At 67.6% G+C, this 17,819-nt stretch carries 16 protein-coding genes and 1 tRNA gene; 8 read left to right on the top strand and 9 right to left on the bottom strand.

What is annotated here, in order from left to right; genetic code table 11:
• Positions 1 to 121: 121 nt before the first annotated feature.
• Positions 122 to 748: a S24 family peptidase gene (locus ACFPOB_RS12025; RefSeq protein WP_377798589.1), complete on the bottom strand. Its 627-nt coding sequence runs from the start codon at positions 746 to 748 to the stop codon at positions 122 to 124.
• A gap of 239 nt (positions 749 to 987) precedes the next feature.
• Between ACFPOB_RS12025 and ACFPOB_RS12020 the strand changes: the two genes are divergently transcribed.
• The gene (locus ACFPOB_RS12020) at positions 988 to 1,344 is read left to right on the top strand and encodes a DUF952 domain-containing protein (protein WP_377798587.1); all 357 of its coding nucleotides are present in this window, start codon (positions 988 to 990) and stop codon (positions 1,342 to 1,344) included.
• Complete coding sequence (locus ACFPOB_RS12015) at positions 1,341 to 2,429, top strand: quinone-dependent dihydroorotate dehydrogenase (RefSeq protein WP_377798585.1); 1,089 nt, start codon at positions 1,341 to 1,343, stop codon at positions 2,427 to 2,429. The genes ACFPOB_RS12020 and ACFPOB_RS12015 overlap by 4 nt, the downstream gene beginning before the upstream one ends.
• Positions 2,430 to 2,485: 56 nt before the next feature.
• Here the strand turns inward: ACFPOB_RS12015 and ACFPOB_RS12010 are convergent, their stop codons facing one another.
• The 5 genes from ACFPOB_RS12010 to ACFPOB_RS11990 all read right to left on the bottom strand — a co-directional run bounded on the left by ACFPOB_RS12010 (position 2,486) and on the right by ACFPOB_RS11990 (position 7,230).
• Positions 2,486 to 3,082 carry a GNAT family N-acetyltransferase gene (locus tag ACFPOB_RS12010; protein ID WP_377798584.1) on the bottom strand — a complete coding sequence of 199 codons (597 nt, stop codon included), beginning with the start codon at positions 3,080 to 3,082 and terminating at the stop codon, positions 2,486 to 2,488.
• Between the two features lie 145 nt (positions 3,083 to 3,227).
• Positions 3,228 to 3,500, bottom strand: a complete 273-nt coding sequence (locus tag ACFPOB_RS12005) for a DUF6460 domain-containing protein (RefSeq protein WP_100961135.1) — start codon at positions 3,498 to 3,500, stop codon at positions 3,228 to 3,230.
• Positions 3,501 to 3,582: 82 nt separating this feature from the next.
• Positions 3,583 to 4,248 (bottom strand): response regulator, encoded by a 666-nt coding sequence (locus ACFPOB_RS12000; RefSeq protein ID WP_377798583.1) that lies wholly within the window; start codon positions 4,246 to 4,248, stop codon positions 3,583 to 3,585.
• A 115-nt stretch (positions 4,249 to 4,363) separates the two neighbouring features.
• On the bottom strand, positions 4,364 to 6,178 hold the full coding sequence (locus ACFPOB_RS11995) for a cisplatin damage response ATP-dependent DNA ligase (RefSeq protein WP_377798581.1): 1,815 nt from the start codon (positions 6,176 to 6,178) through the stop codon (positions 4,364 to 4,366).
• Positions 6,175 to 7,230 carry a ligase-associated DNA damage response exonuclease gene (locus tag ACFPOB_RS11990; RefSeq protein ID WP_377798580.1) on the bottom strand — a complete coding sequence of 352 codons (1,056 nt, stop codon included), beginning with the start codon at positions 7,228 to 7,230 and terminating at the stop codon, positions 6,175 to 6,177. Before ACFPOB_RS11990 ends, ACFPOB_RS11995 begins: the two co-directional genes overlap by 4 nt.
• Positions 7,231 to 7,290: 60 nt before the next feature.
• On the opposite strand from ACFPOB_RS11990, the gene ACFPOB_RS11985 reads away from it, so the two are divergent.
• Positions 7,291 to 8,229, top strand: coding sequence for a methyltransferase (locus tag ACFPOB_RS11985; RefSeq protein ID WP_377798578.1), 939 nt, complete (start codon positions 7,291 to 7,293; stop codon positions 8,227 to 8,229).
• 21 nt (positions 8,230 to 8,250) lie between these two features.
• On the opposite strand, the gene ACFPOB_RS11980 is transcribed toward ACFPOB_RS11985, so the two are convergent.
• Positions 8,251 to 9,180 carry a LysR family transcriptional regulator gene (locus ACFPOB_RS11980; RefSeq protein ID WP_377798576.1) on the bottom strand — a complete coding sequence of 310 codons (930 nt, stop codon included), beginning with the start codon at positions 9,178 to 9,180 and terminating at the stop codon, positions 8,251 to 8,253.
• 105 nt (positions 9,181 to 9,285) lie between these two features.
• On the opposite strand from ACFPOB_RS11980, the gene ACFPOB_RS11975 reads away from it, so the two are divergent.
• The 5 genes from ACFPOB_RS11975 (at position 9,286) to lhpI (ending at position 15,351) form a co-directional block, all read left to right on the top strand.
• Entirely contained in the window at positions 9,286 to 9,975 is a 690-nt protein-coding gene (locus tag ACFPOB_RS11975) for a L,D-transpeptidase (RefSeq protein WP_377798574.1), read from the top strand.
• Positions 9,976 to 10,030: 55 nt separating this feature from the next.
• The gene (locus ACFPOB_RS11970; protein WP_377798572.1) at positions 10,031 to 12,517 is read left to right on the top strand and encodes a ligase-associated DNA damage response DEXH box helicase; all 2,487 of its coding nucleotides are present in this window, start codon (positions 10,031 to 10,033) and stop codon (positions 12,515 to 12,517) included.
• Positions 12,518 to 12,561: 44 nt separating this feature from the next.
• Positions 12,562 to 13,224, top strand: coding sequence for a ligase-associated DNA damage response endonuclease PdeM (gene pdeM, locus ACFPOB_RS11965; protein ID WP_377798740.1), 663 nt, complete (start codon positions 12,562 to 12,564; stop codon positions 13,222 to 13,224).
• A 194-nt stretch (positions 13,225 to 13,418) separates the two neighbouring features.
• A tRNA-Thr gene (locus tag ACFPOB_RS11960) sits at positions 13,419 to 13,493 on the top strand.
• A 106-nt stretch (positions 13,494 to 13,599) separates the two neighbouring features.
• On the top strand, positions 13,600 to 15,351 hold the full coding sequence (gene lhpI, locus ACFPOB_RS11955) for a cis-3-hydroxy-L-proline dehydratase (protein ID WP_377798570.1): 1,752 nt from the start codon (positions 13,600 to 13,602) through the stop codon (positions 15,349 to 15,351).
• Position 15,352: 1 nt separating this feature from the next.
• Here lhpI and ACFPOB_RS11950 read toward each other — a convergent pair whose 3' ends face one another.
• Together ACFPOB_RS11950 and ACFPOB_RS11945 are read right to left on the bottom strand one after the other, a co-directional pair.
• A complete protein-coding gene (locus ACFPOB_RS11950) occupies positions 15,353 to 16,534 on the bottom strand; it encodes an enolase C-terminal domain-like protein (RefSeq protein ID WP_377798568.1) in 1,182 nt (393 codons plus the stop codon).
• Between the two features lie 9 nt (positions 16,535 to 16,543).
• A complete protein-coding gene (locus tag ACFPOB_RS11945) occupies positions 16,544 to 17,818 on the bottom strand; it encodes a TRAP transporter large permease (RefSeq protein ID WP_377798567.1) in 1,275 nt (424 codons plus the stop codon).
• Position 17,819: the final 1 nt, after the last annotated feature.

The raw sequence follows: 17,819 nt of genomic DNA, 5'->3' as shown, positions 1-17,819 counted from the left end.
CGGGACTTCAGCCCGCGTTTCGAAGGATGCTCCAGATGGTTCTGGAGACTCCACGACCATCCTTCGAGACGCCGCTTTCCGTCTCCTCAGGATGAGGGCTGTTGATGGTCGGGCCGATGCTCTACTGGCTCGCCCAGATCACCCGCGCCATGAAGGCGATCTCGGACAGCGCCAGCACCCGATCGGCATGCTCGGGATTGAGCGAGGCGAGCTCGACCGTCTTGGCGGTCTGGCGCCGGAGCTGCTTGGCCAGCACCTCGCCCTCGACGGTCTTGACCACGACCCGGTCGCCGCGGCGGATCGCTGCGCCGGGCGAGACGATGATGGTGTCGCCGTCGCGATAGAGCGGCAGCATCGAATCGCCGGCGATCTCGAGCGCATAGGCCTTCTCGTCCTGCAGGCCGGGAAAGGCGACCTCGTCCCAGCCGGAGCCGACCGGGAAGCCGCCATCGTCGAAGAAGCCGCCAGAGCCAGCCTGGGCGAAGCCGATCAGCGGAATCGTGTGCGCCGGCGGTGCGCCCCGGCGGACAACGTTCATGAACTCGTCGAAGGAGGCGCCCGTCGCAGAGAGGATCTTGGCGATCGATTCGGTCGAGGGCCAGCGTTCGCGCCCGTCAGTGCCGACGCGCTTGGAGCGGTTGAAGGTGGTGGCGTCGAGCCCGGCCTTGCGCGCCAGACCCGACGGCGTCAGGCCATAGCGCTGGGCGAGCGTGTCGATCGCGCTCCAGATCTGATCATGGGACAGCATCGCGGGGAGGCCTCGATCCTGGTGGTGCCGACAGGGCGCAAAGCGGGGATAGAAATAGGAAATATCCCCTATTAAATAAGAATTCAATCTGTTTCATCGCTGCATCTCGAGTCGCCCCGGCCGGAGCGCAGGGGAACCCAGGACGACAATGACTGCAGCCAAGCAGAAAATCGGGAGCCGGCCCGGTGCGGCACGCTTTCCCCTTTTGCCGGCGCCCGTCAGACGATATGTCCGGCGGCATGCCGCTCATCTACAAGATCTGTCCTGAAGCGCTCTGGCGCGAAGCCGAGGCCGCAGGCCTCTTCCAAGGAGCGCCGGTCGACCTCGCCGACGGCTTCATCCATTTCTCGACAGGTGGGCAGGTCCGCGAGACCGCTGCTCGGCATTTCGCCAGCCAGGATGGGCTGCTGCTGATCGCCGTCGACGATGCAACCCTCGGCGAAGCCCTGCGCTACGAGCCGTCGCGCGGCGGGGCGCTGTTTCCGCATCTCTACGCCACGCTCGATCCGAAGCAGGCGCGCTGGATCGCGCCGCTGCCGCTGGGCGAGAACGGCCATGTCTTTCCAGAGGATGTCTTGCCGGAGGATGTCGCGTGATCGGAGCGCTGTTCGGCCTGGCCCGGCCCCTCATCCACAAGCTCGACGCTGAGCAGGCCCACCGGCTGACGATCGCGGCGCTCGCCGCCGCGCCGCCGCTGCGGCCGGCCACCGATCCGCCGTCGCTGGCGGTCGAGGCCTTCGGCCTGCGCTTTGCCAATCCGGTCGGCCTCGCCGCCGGCTTCGACAAGAACGCCGAGGCGATCGACGGCGCGCTCGGCCTCGGCTTCGGCTTCGTCGAGATCGGCGGAGTGACGCCGCTGCCGCAGCCGGGCAATCCGCGCCCGCGCGTCTTCCGCTTGCCGGAGGACGAGGCGGTGATCAACCGCTACGGCCTCAACAGCGACGGGATGGAGGCGGTCGCGGCGCGGCTGGCCGCCCGCCGGAAGAAGGGCGGCATCGTCGGGGTCAACCTCGGCGCCAACAAGGACTCGGCCGACCGCAGTGCCGATTATGCGGTGCTGGCGGGACGGCTCGCGCCGCTGGCCGATTTCCTGACCGTCAATGTCTCCTCGCCGAACACGCCTGGTTTGCGCGACCTGCAGGCCGAGAGCGCGCTCGACGACCTGATCGCGCGCACCCTCGCCGCCCGCGACGAGGCCGCCGCCGGGGGCAAGCCGACGCCCGTGCTGATCAAGATCGCGCCCGACCTCTCCCTGCCCGAGCTCGACGGCATGGTCGCGGTCGCCCGCCGCCGCAAGGTCGACGGCATGATCGTCTCGAACACCACGATCGCGCGGCCCGAGACCCTGCGCAGCGGCAACAAGGCCGAGACCGGCGGGCTTTCGGGCAAACCACTCTTTTTGGCCTCGACACGCATCCTCGCCGAGACCTTCCTGCGGGTCGAGCGGCAGTTCCCGCTGATCGGCGTCGGCGGCATCCACTCCGCCGCGACCGCCTTCGCTAAAATCCTGGCCGGGGCGAGCCTGGTGCAGTTCTATTCGGCGATGGTGTTCAAGGGCCCAGGCCTGGTCGGCGAGGTCAAGCGCGGGCTCGACATGCAGGTGCGCAAGGCCGGGCTGCCGCGCCTCGACGCGCTGATCGGGCGTGATGCCGAGGCGATCGCGCGGGGAGAGATGGGCTGATCGCAGGTTCGGCCGCCTCCGCTATGAGGCGACCGCGCGAGATCGGCGCGCAAGACTCAGTGTCGATTAGACTGCGCCGGACGCAGCATCGGCGTCAGGACCGGCGACGAGCCGTGCTGGATGGTTCCGAGTATTTCGAAACCGTGCCGTTGATAGAGCGGGATATTCCTCGGGTTCGACGATTCCAGATAGGCCGCGACGCCGTCGCGGTCGCAGCGCTCGAGCGCATGGGTCATGAGCGCGTTTCCGATTCCCTGCCCCTGCCGTGCTGGATCGGCGCCGATCAGCGGCAGATACCAATGCGGCACCTCCGGATGATAGCGCGCCATCGAATCGAACACCGCTTCGACATCGGGCAGGATCGCCGGATCGGCGTTTGTCGTGATCAGGCGATCGAGCGCCTCGATATCCGGCTCCACGCCGGGCGGCAGCCACAGCGCAGCACCGCCGAGATCATCGCTGACATAGGCGCTGTCGCTGTCATAAGAAGCGGCGCCGAATGCGCGGATCAGATCGGGCATGACGGCGAGATAGGTCTGCGCCTCCCTCAATGACCAACGGGCCATCGGATCAGTCGCAAATGCAAGGCCGATGACCGCGGAAACGGCGCTTTCCTCGCTACGGGTTGCGGAACGGACAGCAATGGACGTCATGGGATGGTCCGTGGTTGCGATCAGCTCGCACGGATATGGGGTCGCTGGCACGCCGGCGCCATGACAGCGCGCGCCTGGCCGCTCAGCACCGAGCCGTCGGGAAACCGGCGAAAGGCCGAAAGCCGACTCCGTTCCTCGCCCACCCCTATCGCTTCGAGGCGAACAAGCGGCTGATCAGCCAGAGCGGCACGACGACCAGCGCGCCGGCAAGGGCCCAGCCGCCGACCTCGCGGACCGCGTCGAAGCCCATATCGGTGAGCGAGCGGACAAAGCGCAGCGCCGAATCGAAGAGGCCACGCGGCGACAGGCCGAGAAAGGCCATGGCCGCGCCGACCAGCAGCGAGATGAAGAACAGGCGCACGAGGACGCTGAGGACGGAGCCGCCCAGGAAGCGCTCGGTGCCACCGCCATTGGCCATGGAAATCCCCTTCGGATCGACATGCGAGACAAATCAGACCCCGCTTGAACCGGGCCTGAACGCCGCCGTCAACCGCTGCGTCTCAGCTCGTCGCCGAGGCGCCCTGCGCCGCCCAGCCGGCGCCGGCGATCTTGGCGGCGGCGATCACGGCCTGGGTGCGGCTGTCGACATTGAGCTTGGTCAGGATCGCCGAGACATGCGCCTTGACCGTCGCCTCGGAGACGCCGAGCTCATAAGCGATCTGCTTGTTGAGCAGCCCTTCCGACAGCATCATCAGGACACGGACCTGCTGCGGCGTCAGCGTCGCCAGGCGCCGGACCATGTCGGCGGTCTCGTGGTCGACGGGGGCGGAGAGATCGACACCGGGCGGGGTCCAGACGCCGCCATCGAGCACAGCCTGGATCGCCTCGCCCATCTGCGCGACCTCGGCGGTCTTGGGCAGGAAGCCGAGCGCGCCGAACTCGATGCAGCGGCGGATCACGGCGGGATCGTCATTGGCCGAGACGACGATCACCGGGATCTCGGGATAGGAGGCGCGCAAGAAGAGCAGACCGGAAAAACCCTGGACGCCGGGCATGCTGAGATCGAGCAGGATGAGATCGGTGTCGGCGGCCTCGGCCAGCGCCTGGCCAAGCGCCTCGAGCGAGCCGACCTCGCTGACCTCCGAGCCGGCGAGCGCGTGCGAAACCGCCTGGCGCAGCGCGCCGCGAAAGAGCGGATGATCGTCCGCGATCACGATCCGTGTCATCATGCCCTCCGCGCGCCGAAGCCCGGCAAGATGCCGCGCGATTCCCCCTTGAACGTTCAAGCGCCCCCCATCTTACCCTGTCAATGCTCCAATCGCAGGGAGACACAGCGGATCGCTAATTGGCAGGGAGCAGCGCCTCCAGCGTCTCGATCCGGTCGGCCTCGCCCGGCGGCTTGTCCCAGCGGATGCGGTTGATCCGGGGAAAGCGCATGGCGATGCCGGATTTGTGCCGCGTCGAGCGCTGCAAACCCTCGAACGCCACTTCGAAGACAAGGCCGCTCGTGAGCGTATGCGTGACCTCGCGCACCGGGCCGAAGCGGTTCAGCGTGTTCTTGCGGATATAGCGATCGATCTCGATCAGCTCCTCGTCGGTGAAGCCGAAATAGGCCTTGCCGACCGGCACCAGCTCGTCGGCACCAGCCTCGCCGACGCGCCAGACGCCGAAGGTGTAGTCCGAATAGAAGGAGGAGCGCTTGCCGTGGCCGCGCTGGGCATACATCAGCACGCAATCGACCAGCCGGGCATCGCGCTTCCATTTGTACCAATAACCCTTGGGGCGGCCCGGCAGGTAATGCGAGTCGAGCCGCTTCAGCATGCAGCCCTCGACCGCCTCGGCATCTGCGCCCGCCCCGGCGGAAGCCGGATCGGCGCGGGCCTCGGTCAATTCCTCCCAGCTTGCGAAGGAAATGCGCGGCGAGAGGTCGAAGCGGGCACTGTCGAGCCTGCCGAGGAAGGTCGCCAGCCTGGCGCGTCGCTCGGTGTAGGGATGCGCCCGCAGATCGTCGTCAGCATCGGCCAGGAGGTCGTAGGCGCGGATATGGGCGGGAAATTCGGCGAGCATCTTCGGCGTCACTTGCTTGCGGTTGAGCCGCTGCTGCAACGTGTTGAAGCTCTGGACGACGCCATCGCGCATCACCAGCAATTCGCCGTCGATCGCGCCGTCCTCGGTCAGCGCCTCGGTGAGATCCGGAAAGGCGCCGCCGATCTCCTCGCCGGTGCGGGAATAGAGGCGCACGACGCGGCTGCCATCGGGGCGCGTGCCGGCGACGGCCTGGACGCGGATGCCGTCCCATTTCCATTCGGCGGCGAATTCGTCGGCGTTCAGCTTGCCGAAATCGCCGTCCTCGATCGCGTGCGAGAGCATGACCGGGCGAAACGGCGCCGGATCGGTCGCCTCCGGCCGTGCGCCCGCGCCCTCCAGCCAGGCGAAGAGCGCGGTGTAGGGCGGCTCCAGCCCATGCCAGACCTGCTCGACCTCGTCGGCTGGTATGCCGCCGAGGCTCGCAGCGGCTGTCTTGGCGAGGCGGGCGGAGACGCCGATACGGAGCGATCCGGTGATCAATTTGAGCAGGGCCCAGCGGCCGGTCTCGTCGAGCGCGTCGAGCCAGGAGGCAATCAGGCGCGGCAGCTCGGTCTTGCCGGAGTTGCGCAGGCCGGCGACGACGTCGGGAAGGGTGAGCGGGGCGCGGTTGTGGCCGGGCGGGGCGGTCGAACCAGCCTGGCTCTTATCTCCCCCCTTGTGGGGGAGAGATAGAGAGGGGGGTATGCCGCGCTCGACAGCAGACCAGCCAGTCTCCTCTTGTCGAGCGCCCTCGATGCCCCCCTCCCAACCCTCCCCCACACGGGGGGAGGGCTTTGTGGCGCGCCCTTCGTCGGGCGGAGCCGGCCACATCAGCGCGACCGTCTCGGAGAGATCGCCGACATAGTCGTAGGAGAGCGCGAACAGCACCGGGTCGACGCGCTCGGCGATCAAGGCGCGGATCAGGCCGGGCTTGGCGTTCTGGAAGACCAGCCCGCCGGTCATCGCCGCCAGCGCATAGCCGCGATCGGGATCGGGCGTGGTGCGCAGGTAATCGGCGATCAGCGCGAGCTTGCCGTTGCGCCTCGGCTCATAGGCGAGGCGGTCGAGCAGCCAGGCGAAGCGGTTCATGCTGACGCCTCCGCCGGCTTGGCCTCGGGTTCGGCCTCGCCCTCGTCGCCATAGCCGACGAGATGGAGCGGCATGCCCTTGAGGCCGACCGTGCCGCACCAATGCGCCAGAGCCTCGGCCTCGCCATGAGTGATCCAGATCTCGTTCGCCTGGACCTCGCGGATCGTCGCCTGCAGGTCGTCCCAATCGGCATGGTCGGAAATGATCAGCGGCAGCTCGACGCCCTTCTGGCGGGCTCGTGCCCTGACCCGCATCCAGCCCGAGGCGAAGGCGGTGACCGGATCGGGGAAGCGGCGCGACCAGAGGTCCTGGATCGCGCTCGGCGGGCAGATGACGATCTCGCCGGCAAATGCCTTGCGTCCCTCGGCCTTGCGCCCGCTCGGCTCGACCTTGCGGATTTCGCCGAGCGGGATGCCCTGCGCCTGGTAGAACTCGGTGATCTTCTCGACGGCGCCGTGGATGTAGAGCGGCCGCTCGTAGCCGGCCTCGCGGATCAGCGCCATCAGGCGCTGCGCCTTCCCCAGCGAATAGGCGCCGACGATGTGCGTGCGATCGGGGAAGAGCCGGACGGAATCGAGCAGCTTGGCCGCCTCGGCATGGGCTGGCGGGTGGCGAAACACCGGCAGGCCGAAGGTCGCCTCGGTGATGAAGACGTCGCAGGGCACGGGTTCGAAGGGCGCACAGGTCGGATCGCGCTCGCGCTTGTAGTCGCCGGAGACGACGATGCGCAGGCCCTTGTGCTCGACCACGATCTGGGCCGAGCCGAGGACATGGCCGGCCGGGACGAAGCGGAAATCGACCGCGCCGATGCGGATGGTCTCCCGGGCGGAGGCGGCCTGCTGCGAGCCGGTGAACGCCTCGCCATAGCGCAGTGCCATGATCGCCAGCGTATCACGCGTCGCCAGCACCGCGCCATGGCCGGCGCGGGCATGATCGGAATGGCCATGGGTGATCAGCGCCCGCGCCACCGGGCGGACCGGGTCGATGTAGATGTCGGCCGGCGGGCAATAGAGCCCGGCCGGAGTCGGCGTCAGCAGGTCCGAAGGCTTCATCGTCTGGCCAGTGTCATTTGCCTCGGTTAAACTCGCAACATGATCGAAAAGGGCAGCAGCGTGTACTCCGCCAGTTCCGGGGATGAGCGCCTCGACCGTCGCTATGCCTGGGCCGAGGCGGCCCTGAAGGATGGCGACCCGCAGGCGGCGATCGACATCCTCGATCAAACGCTCGCCGAGAACTACGGTTTCACCGCCGCCTGGCATCTCTATGGGCTGGCCCAGGAAGCACTCGGGCACAATGAGGAGGCCGCGACCGCCTGGCGGCAGTATCTGGACCTCGACCCGAACGACCATATGGGCGCCAAGCTCGACCTCGCCCGCATCGGCGCGCTTGCGGCCGAGCAGGCGACCTCCGAGAACTTCTCCGGCGCGCTGTTCGACGGCTATGCCGAGCGCTTCGACAGCCATCTCGTCGGCACCTTGCAATATCAGGCGCCGGCGCTGCTGAGGGAGGCGCTGGCTCGCCATTGTGAGCAGACCGGCCGGCCCTTCCGGTTCGGGACGGTCCTCGATCTCGGCTGCGGCACGGGGCTGATGGGCGAAGCGATCCGCGCCGAGACGGAGTTTCTTGCCGGCTGCGACCTCTCTCCCCGGATGATCGCCAAGGCGCGCGACAAGCTCCGCGGCAATGGCAGCCCGCTCTACGACAAGCTCGCAACCGCCGGCCTGACCGCCTTCCTGGCGAGCCGGCCCGACGCCTCGGCCGATCTCGTCATCGCCGCCGACGTCTTCGTCTATCTCGGCGACCTCGCGCCAAGCTTCCACCAGAGCGCGCGCGTGCTCAAGGCGGGCGGGCTTTTCGCCTTCACCGTGCAGAGCCATGACGGCGAAGGCATCGCCGTCGGCCAGGACCGGCGTTTCGCCCATGCCGAAGGCTGGATCAGGGAGGCGCTCGTCAAGGCGCGGCTGAAGCCGGTACTCGTCGAGCAGCAGAGCACAAGGATCGATCGCGGCCAGCCTGTGCCGGGGCTGCTGATCATCGCCGAGCGTCGCTGACACGCGGAGGCCGGCGGGCGCTCAAGCAACCCCTGAACGCATGTCCCCGGCATCGACCCCCTCCACAGCGCGCAAGGCCGGAATTGCGAAATCGGTGAAGGCGCGCACGACGGGGCGCATGAAACGCACCGAGGGAAAGGTCCAGAAGGCCTCCGTCGGCTTGACCTCATAATCCGGCAGTATCCTGACGAGCCGGCCTGTTGCGAGCTCATCCGAGACGAGAAGCTGCTGCACCGGCCCGGCGGCGCGTCCAGACAGCAGGGTCGCGACGATCGTCTCGGCGGCGTTCGTGCGCATGATCGGCCGCACCGGCACGTCGACGCTCTCGGTTCCCCGGCGCAGTGGCAGCAAATCACGCGGCGACAGCAGCGTCGGCGTAGTCACGACATCGACTTCGGACAGCCGCGCCGGCGTCTCGACCGGCCCCGAGCGCTCGATGAAAACCGGTGCCGCGACAAGGATGCGGCGCACCAGCCCCAGGCGCCTGACGATCAACTCCTGTCCCTCCGGGCGGCCATATCTGAGCGCGAGGTCGAAGCCCTCATGGACCAGGTCGACCGCGCGGTTCTCCAGCACGAGATCAATCGTCACGTCGGGATAGCGCTCCTGGAAGGCCAGCGCGATCGGGTGGAGGTGCCTCACGCCGATGCAGGACGGTGCGTGTACCCGCAGTGGCCCTTCGATCGCACCCATCTCATGGCGAACGCCCTCAAGCGCCGCATCGATGGTAGCGAGCGCGCTCCGGCTGGCCTCGTAGAGCGCCTTGCCCTGCACGGTCGGCCGGACCATGCGGGAAGAGCGTTCCAGAAGCCGGGCACCGACATGCCGCTCGAGATTGCGCAGATGCTTGGTGACGGCCGGCTGCGACACGGAGAGATCGCGCGCGGCGGCGGTGACCGATCCGCGCTCGACGGTGCGCACGAAAGCCTTCAAGGCGGCGGCAATATCCATGCATATCCATTGGTTATGATATCTATCACTTCATAACGGATCGACGCCGTTCCAGCAAATTGCTCTATCGCCTCACCAACTCCATCATGCGAGCCGATAGACCGAATGCCCCTCGACAGACGCAGCCTGCTGCTCGGCAGCCCGTTCCTTTTGTCCGGCTGCGTGACGAGCCCCGCGACCCAACGTCCCAGCCAGGCAGCGATCAGTCGCCCTGACATGGTCGAGGCCGACTACGCTTCGATCTATGCAGCTGTCGACGGTGAGCCCTTTCCAGTGCCCGCCATCGACCTTCAGGAGATCGAGCCCGAATTCCTGCGGCGGGCGGTCGGCTATCGCACGGCCGAGCGGCCGGGAACCGTGGTCGTCGATCCCGGCGAACGCTACGCCTACCTCGTCGGCGAAGGCGGACGCGCGATCCGCTACGGCATCGGCGTCGGCAAGGAGGAAGGCTTCAATTTCCGCGGCGCCGCGACGATCGCGCGCAAGGCGCAATGGCCGCGCTGGACGCCGACGCCCGACATGATCCGCCGCGAGCCGCAGCGCTATGGCCGCTATGCCGGGGGCCTCGCCGGTGGCGCCGGCAACCCGCTTGGTCCGCGCGCACTCTACCTTTATCGCGACGGGCGCGACACACTCTACCGGCTACACGGCACCGTCGAGCCCTGGACCATCGGGACGATGGTTTCGTCCGGCTGCATTCGGCTGCTGAACCAGGACATCATGGATCTCTACCGACGCGTACCTGTCGGCAGCAGGGTCGTCGTGCTCGGATCGGGCGGCGGCACGGCCGTCTGAAAGGCAAGGGACCACCGTTCCCTTTTCGTTCGGCAGAGCCTATCTCTGTCGCTTGATGGATGCGCCCTCGCCCCTTCCCCTTGCCTTCTCCGCCTGGTTCGCCAGCCGCGGCTGGAGCGTGCGGGCACATCAGCTCGCCTTGCTGGAGGAAGCCCGCGCCGGACGCTCGACCTTGCTGGTCGCACCGACCGGCGCCGGCAAGACGCTCGCCGGCTTCCTGCCCTCGCTGGTCGAGATGACCCAGCGCGGCGGCGAGCGCGACGGGCTGCACACGCTCTATGTCTCGCCGCTGAAGGCGCTCGCGGTCGATATCGCCCGCAATCTGGAGACGCCGATCCGCGAGATGGGGCTCAACGTCAAAGTCGAGACCCGTACGGGCGACACTTCACCGGCCAAGCGCGCCCGTCAGATCGAGCGGCCGCCCGACATCCTCCTGACCACGCCCGAACAGCTCGCGCTCCTGGTCTCGCATCGGGATGCGAGGCCGTTTTTCGCGGGGCTTCGCCGCGTCGTGCTTGACGAACTGCACGCCCTCGTCACCTCCAAGCGTGGCGACCTGCTCTCGCTCGATCTCGCCCGCCTGCGCGCGCTGGCGCCTGCGATGAGCGCCGTCGGCCTCTCCGCGACGGTGCGCGAGCCGGCCGACCTGCAGGCCTATCTCGGCGGCGCCGGCACGCCGTCCGGCCTCGTCACCGTCAAGGGCGGCGCGCAAGCGCAGATCGGCATCATGCATACGAGCCGGCGGCTGCCGCTGGCGGGCCATGTCACCGCCCATGCGGTCGGTGACATCTATGCCGCGATCCAAACTCACAAATTGACACTCGTCTTCGTCAACACCCGCATGCAGGCCGAGTTCATGTTCCAGGCGCTGTGGAGCGTGAACGAGGAGACGCTGCCGATCGCTTTGCATCACGGCTCGCTCGATGTCGGCCAGCGCCGCAAGGTCGAGGCGGCGATGGCGGCGGGCAAGCTCAAGGCCGTGGTCTGCACCGCGACGCTCGATCTCGGTATCGACTGGGGCGATGTCGACCTCGTCATCAATGTCGGCGCGCCCAAGGGCGCCAGTCGCCTGATGCAGCGCATCGGCCGCTCCAACCACCGCATGGACGAGCCCTCGCAGGCGCTGCTGGTCCCGTCGAACCGCTTCGAATTGCTGGAATGCCGCGCCGCGCTCGATGCGGTGGCGGAGGCGGCGCAGGACACCCCGCCGCCGCGGTTAGGGGCGCTCGACGTGCTCGCCCAGCATGTGCTGGGGGTCGCCTGCTCCGACGGTTTCGAGCCCAATGCGCTCTATGAGGAGGTCCTGACCGCTTCGCCCTATGCCGGTCTCGACCGCGCCGATTTCGACGCCGTGGTCGATTTCGTCGCGACCGGCGGCTATGCGCTGAAGAGCTATGAGCGCTTCGCCAAGCTGCGGCGGAGCAAGGACGGGCTCTATCGCGCCAGCAATGCTCGCGTGATCCAGCAATACCGCATGAATGTCGGCACCATCGTCGAGTCGACCATGCTCAAGGTGCGGCTCGGCCGCTCCAGGCCGGCCCGTCCCGGCGGCCAGAAGATGCTCAGCCGCGGCGGGCGCGTGCTCGGCGAGCTGGAGGAGTATTTCGCCGAGACGATGACGCCGGGAGACACCTTCGTCTTCGCCGGCGAGGTGCTGCGCTTCGAGGGCATCGTCGAGAACGAGGTGGTCTGCTCGCGCACCAGCGCCGGCACCGATCCCAAGATCCCCTCCTATGCCGGCGGGAAGTTCCCGCTCTCGACCTTCCTCGCCGCCCGCGTGCGCGCCATCCTGGCGACGCCGGAGGAATGGGCTAAGCTGCCGGACGAGGTTTCGTCCTGGCTGCATGCACAGCGCCTGAAATCGCGCCTGCCCAAGCCCGGCGAACTCCTGGTCGAGACCTTTCCGCGCGCCGGCCGCTTCTTCCTGGTCGCCTATCCGTTCGAGGGCCGCCTTGCCCACCAGACGCTCGGCATGCTGCTGACGCGCCGGCTGGAACGAGCGCGTTTGAAACCGCTCGGCTTCGTCTGCAACGACTATGGCATCGCGGTCTGGACGCTCGGAGACATGGGGGCGGCGATCGCGCGCGGGGCGCTTTCGCTCGACAATCTCTTCGCGCAGGACATGCTCGGCGACGACCTGGAGGAGTGGCTGGCCGAATCGGCGCTGATGAAGCGCACCTTCCGCTCCTGCGCCGTGATCGGCGGCCTGATCGAGCGCCGTTTCCCCGGCCAGGAGAAGAGCGGGCGGCAGGTGACGATCTCGACCGACCTCGTCTACGACGTGCTGCGCCGGCACCAGCCCGACCATGTGCTGCTCCGCGCCGCACGTGCCGATGCCGCGACGGGGTTGCTCGACATCGGCCGCTTGGGTCAGATGCTGACACGGATCAGCGGGCGAATCGTGCATCAGCCGCTCGATCACGTCTCGCCGCTCTCGGTCTCGGTCATGCTCGAGATCGGGCGCGAGGCGGTCAGTGGCGAAGCGGCCGACGAGATCCTGGCCGAGGCGGAAGCGCAGATGCTTGAAGAGGCGATGGCGTGAATCTGGCGGCGAAGGAAACGGGAGAGGTGGCGGCCGAGGCGTTCATGCTCGGCCGGCTGGCGCTTGTGCCGGATCTCTCCGGCGCGCTCTATCTGCCGGACGAGCGCACGCTCGTCGTCGCCGACCTGCATCTGGAGAAGGGTTCGGCCTATGCGGCGCGCGGCATCCTGCTGCCGCCCTATGATTCTGCCGCGACGCTGCGGCTGCTCGGCGCCGCGATCCTGCGCTACCAGCCGGCGCGCGTGATCGCACTCGGCGATTCCTTCCACGATCGCGGTGCCGAGGCGCGGATTGACGAGAGCTGCCTTGCCACCTTGCGCGCCTACCAGGCCGGCCGCGACTGGCTCTGGATCAGCGGCAACCACGACCCTGCGATCTCGGCCGCGATGGGCGGTACCGCGCTCGACGAGCTCGACCTTCGCGGCGTCAGGCTGCGGCACGAGCCGAGCCCGGCTGGCGCCTTGCCCGAGATCGCCGGGCATCTGCACCCCGCCGCCAAGGTCCGCATGCGCGGCCGGGCGCTGCGCCGGCGCTGCTTCGCGCTCTCGCCGAGCCGCTGCGTCATGCCGGCGATGGGCGCCTATGCCGGTGGCCTCAACGTCCGCGACGCCGCCTTCCGGCCGCTGTTCGGCCTGGGTTTCTCCGCCCATCTCCTCGGCGACGGCAGGCTGTTCCGCATCGACCAGCGCCTGCTACTGCCGGATTGACGGCGGCAGACCGCAGACAGATCGAGCACTCCATTGGTCATGGAGAGGTCGAGCGCCCATCATTTTCATGTGCAGGGATATGTGCGTAACAGGTTGCGTCGGCGCGGGGCTTGTGGCATCAGGACGCCGCTTCGGAACGGCGCGGCGCCTTCCCGGTCCTCAAGTGACCTGAAACGCCAGCATATCCCGGTCCTGCTGCGGTAGCTCAGTGGTAGAGCACTCCATTGGTAATGGAGAGGTCGAGAGTTCAATCCTCTCTCGCAGCACCAGCCCATTCCGTCGTGATCACCGAAGCTCTTGACGATGTGAGGCTTGCGCCCGTTCTGATGTTACGAGGCCCGTAGCAGATCAGATCGCGCCGCGTTGACCAGCGACATGAATACAGCCGCACGACAGGACGACGGGATCGCGATCCTTCCCGGCAGCGCAGCCGGGCCGATCATCGTGATGACGGAGCCGTTGAGCTTCTGGGGCGGTGTCGATCCCGCGACGAGCACGGTCATCGATATCCACCACCCCTCGCATGGCGCCGCGCTCGCCGGCGCGATTGTGATGATGCCGACCAGCCGGGGCTCCTGTTCGGGCTCAGGCGTGCTGCTGGAACTCGCGCTCTCAAACAAAAACCCCGCGGCCTTGGTCTTCGCCGGCCCGGAGGACACGCTGACGCTTGGCGCGATCGTCGCTGCGGAGATGTTCGGACGCCGTATCCCGGTCATTCGCCTCTCACGGGAAGCTTTTGCCGCTTTGTCCTCCGCAAAGGAGGCAACGGTCACGCCGGAGGCCATACGGGCAGAGGACGGACATTTGTCGATCCAGCTCTCTGCCGCAGCCCGCGATGATATGAGGTTGTCAGCCGCCGATCGCCGCATGCTCGACGGGAACGAGGGGATCGCTGCCCAGCAGGCCATGCGCATCCTCTGTGCCATGGCCCGGCAGCAAGGCGCGAGCGAGCTCGTCGACGTGACGCGCGCCCATGTCGACGGCTGCATCTATGCCGGCCCGGCCAACCTTGTCTTCGCCGAAAAAATGGAGGCGCTGGGAGCACGCGTCCGCATCCCGACGACGATGAACGCGATCTCGGTCGATCACGCGAACTGGCGCCGCCAGGGCGTCGCGCCGGAATTCGGCGAGCCTGCGGCGCGCCTCGCCGATGCCTATGTGCGCATGGGCTGCCGGGCGAGTTTCACCTGTGCGCCCTATGCGCTGCCGGACCCGCCGGAGTTCGGCGAGATGATCGGTTGGTCTGAATCGAATGCGGTGATCTTCGCCAATTCGGTGCTCGGAGCCCGGACCGCGAAGCACCCCGACTTCCTGGATTTCTGCATCGCCGTCACCGGCCGCGCGCCGCGCGCCGGAGCCTTTTTCGACGAGGGCCGGCGTGCCCGTCGTGCGGTCCGGATCGAGCTGTCGGAAGGAGCCGATTCCTCGGCCTGGCCCCTGATCGGCTATCTTGCGGGCCTGGCCTCGCCTGACCGAATTCCGCTGATCAAGGGCCTCGAAAAGGCGCAGCCGACGCAAGACGAGCTCAAGGCGCTCTGCGCCGCCTTCGGTACGACGTCCGCCGCCGCCATGCTGCACATCGCGGGCGTTACCCCGGAAGCCGGCAGCCTCGGCGGCAGCCCCGAGGACGTGATCGTCATCACGCGCGAGGACCTCGCAGCCGGCTGGCGGAAGCTTAACGCCGGACCATCGGAGGTCGATCTCGTCGCTATCGGCAGCCCGCATGCCTCGCTCGACGAATGCCGGGCCGTCGCCGAACAGCTCGGCGGCCGCCCGCTTGCCACGGGTGTCTCCGTCATCATCACCACCGCGCGGAACGCCGCAGAAGCGGCGCAAGCCGACGGAACGGCGCAGCAGCTCCGGCGGAGCGGCGTCGAGATCGTGTCGGATCTGTGCTGGTGCTCGATCACCCGCCCGGTATTCCCGGAGACGGCCAAGATCATCCTGACCGACTCCGGCAAATACGCCCATTACGGCCCCGGGCTCTCCGGCTGCACCGTGCGGCTGGGCACGTTCGGCGATTGCATCGAGGCCGCGCTGACAGGCTCCGCGCCGCCCCGGCTGCCCGGCTGGCTGGCCGGAGCAGCCTCGACGCCACCACCCGAATGCACAGCCGCTCTGCGGTGACCTACAGCTTGAACACCTCCCGCGCCGTCTCATGGGCGCGGATATAGTCCCAGTCATAGGTCACGCCGAGGCCGGGGCCGGTCGGAACCGGGAAGCAGCCATCCTTGTCGACACCGTCGAGCTGGTCGCTGTAGCCGCAGGCATAGACCGGCGGCACCGCATTCGGGCAATCGGGCCCGACCAGAGCGAGCTCGTAGAAATTGGTGTTGCGGGTCGCGGCCATGCAGTGGCGATGGGCCGGGCCGCAGGCATGGATCTCGACATCGACGCCGAAGGCCTCGGCGAGATGGGCGACCTTCATCGCGCCGGTGATGCCGAGATCATATTCCGGATCGGAGCGCAGCGCGTCGGTGCCGCCATTGATCAGGAAATCGGCCTTGGGCTCGAAGCCGCGCAGATACTCGGTCTGCAGGATCGGCGTCCTCAGCATCTCGCGCAGCTTCTTGTGGGCGAAGGCCGAGACGCCGCAATCGCGCATCGGATCCTCGTACCAGAAGTAGTTGCCCTCGTCGCAGGCGCGCCCGACATAGAGCGCGTCGGCGAAGGTCCTGAGCTCGTTGGCCGGGTCGAGCATCAGGGTCATGCGGTCGCCGACGGCCTTGGCGACATGCAGGACGTTGGCGGCCTCCTCGCGCGCATCGCCATCATGCCAGCCATGGACCTTGAAGGCGCGGTAGCCGAGATCGTAGCAGGCCTCGGCGAAGTCGACGAAGGCCTCCTTGCTGTCGAGCCCGCCATTGCGGTCGCCGTGATAGGTCGAGGCATAGGTCTTGAGCTTCGTCCGATAGCCGCCAAGGAGCTGCGAGACAGAGGCGCCGAAGCGCTTGCCGGCGAGGTCCCAGAGCGCGATGTCGATCGGCCCGATGCCCATGCCGTCATGCTGGCGCAGCTCCCGCTTCATGTCGTTCCAGATCTCCTCGCGGTGATCGGGATCGCGGCCGAGGATGTTGGGCGCCAGCGAGAGCGTCTGCGCCATGGTGGCGCGGGTGCCGCCCCAATGCATGACATATTGCCCCTCGGCTCCGTCCTCGCTGCGGATGACGACGGCGAACTTGGTCAATTCCAGCTCGGAATTGGGCTTGTAGCCGATATTGTAGACGGCGCGCGCGTTCTCGGCCGACGGCCCGAGGTTCTTGGCCTTGAACGAGAACTCGACGATCTCGACTTCGCTGATCCTGGTCATGGGTTTTCCTCAGAAGCCGGCGACACGCGGCAACCAGAGGCTGAGCGCGGGCACGTAGGTGATGATGGCGAGCGCCACGACAAGCGCGATCAGGAAGGGCCAGAGCTCGCGGAAGAGCGGCCCTAGCCTGACTTTCGTGATCGCCATGGCGACGAAGCAGAGCACCCCGACCGGCGGCGTCACTTGGCCGATGACGAGGTTGACCAGGAGCACGATGCCGAAATGCACGAGGTCGATCTGCAACGAGGTCAGCAGCGGCAAGAGGATCGGCACCAGGATGATCATGATGGCGATCGTCTCCATGAACATGCCGGCGATCAGCAAAGCGATGTTCAGGATCAGCAGCACAACCAGCGGGTCGGTCGAGATCGACTTCATGAAGTCGGTGACGAGCTGGGGCGCCTGGTCGACGGCGAGGATCCAGCTGAAGGGCGAGGCCGCCGCGACGATGGCGAGGATGACCGCTGTCTCGCGCGCCGTGCCGACCAGGATCGCCGGCAGGTCGGCGAGCCTGATCGTGCGGTAGACCAGCATGCCGACGACCAGCGAATAGGCGGCGGCGACGCCGGCGATCTCGGTCGCGGTGAAGAGCCCGGCGCGGAAGCCGACGATAATCAGCACCGGCATCAGCAGCGCCAGCGAAGCGTATTTGAACTCCGTCCAGAGATTGCCGAGCGAGAAGGCGCCAGCCGCGCGGAAGTCGCGCTTTAAGGCCAGTATGGCGATGGTCGCCATGATGCAGCCGGCCATGACGAGGCCGGGGATGATGCCGGCGACGAACAGGCTGCCCAGCGAGATATTGGCCTGCCAGGCGTAGACCACCATCAGGATCGAGGGCGGGATGATCGGCCCGAGCGTGCCCGCGACGGCCGAAAGCGCCGCGCCGAAGGCCCGCGGATAGCCCATCTTCTCGAGTTGCGGCACGAAGACCCGCGCCGCCGCGGCGGTGTCCGCCACCGAGGAGCCGGAGATGCCGGAGAGGAAGACCTCGCCGACGACCAGCGTATGCGCCGGGCCGCCGCGGATATGGCCGACCAGCGCCTTGGTGAAGCTGAACAGGCGCTCGGAGATGCCGGACGCATTCATCAATGAGCCGGCGAGTGTGAACAGCGGGATCGCCAGCAACGGGAAGGACTGCACGCCGGCGACGATGCGCTGTGCGGCGACCGTGAGCGGGATACCCTCCATGAAGATCACCAGCAGGGCCGAGCCGGCCATGGCGATCCAGATCGGCGTGCCGACGACGATGAGCAGCGCGAAGGCGCCCAGAAGCAAGGTCACCATG

Source organism: Allobosea eneae (genome assembly GCF_042657265.1).
Lineage (GTDB): Bacteria > Pseudomonadota > Alphaproteobacteria > Rhizobiales > Beijerinckiaceae > Allobosea > Allobosea eneae.
Note: the sequence above shows the minus strand (reverse complement) of the source record. Positions and strands in the feature narration are given on the sequence as shown.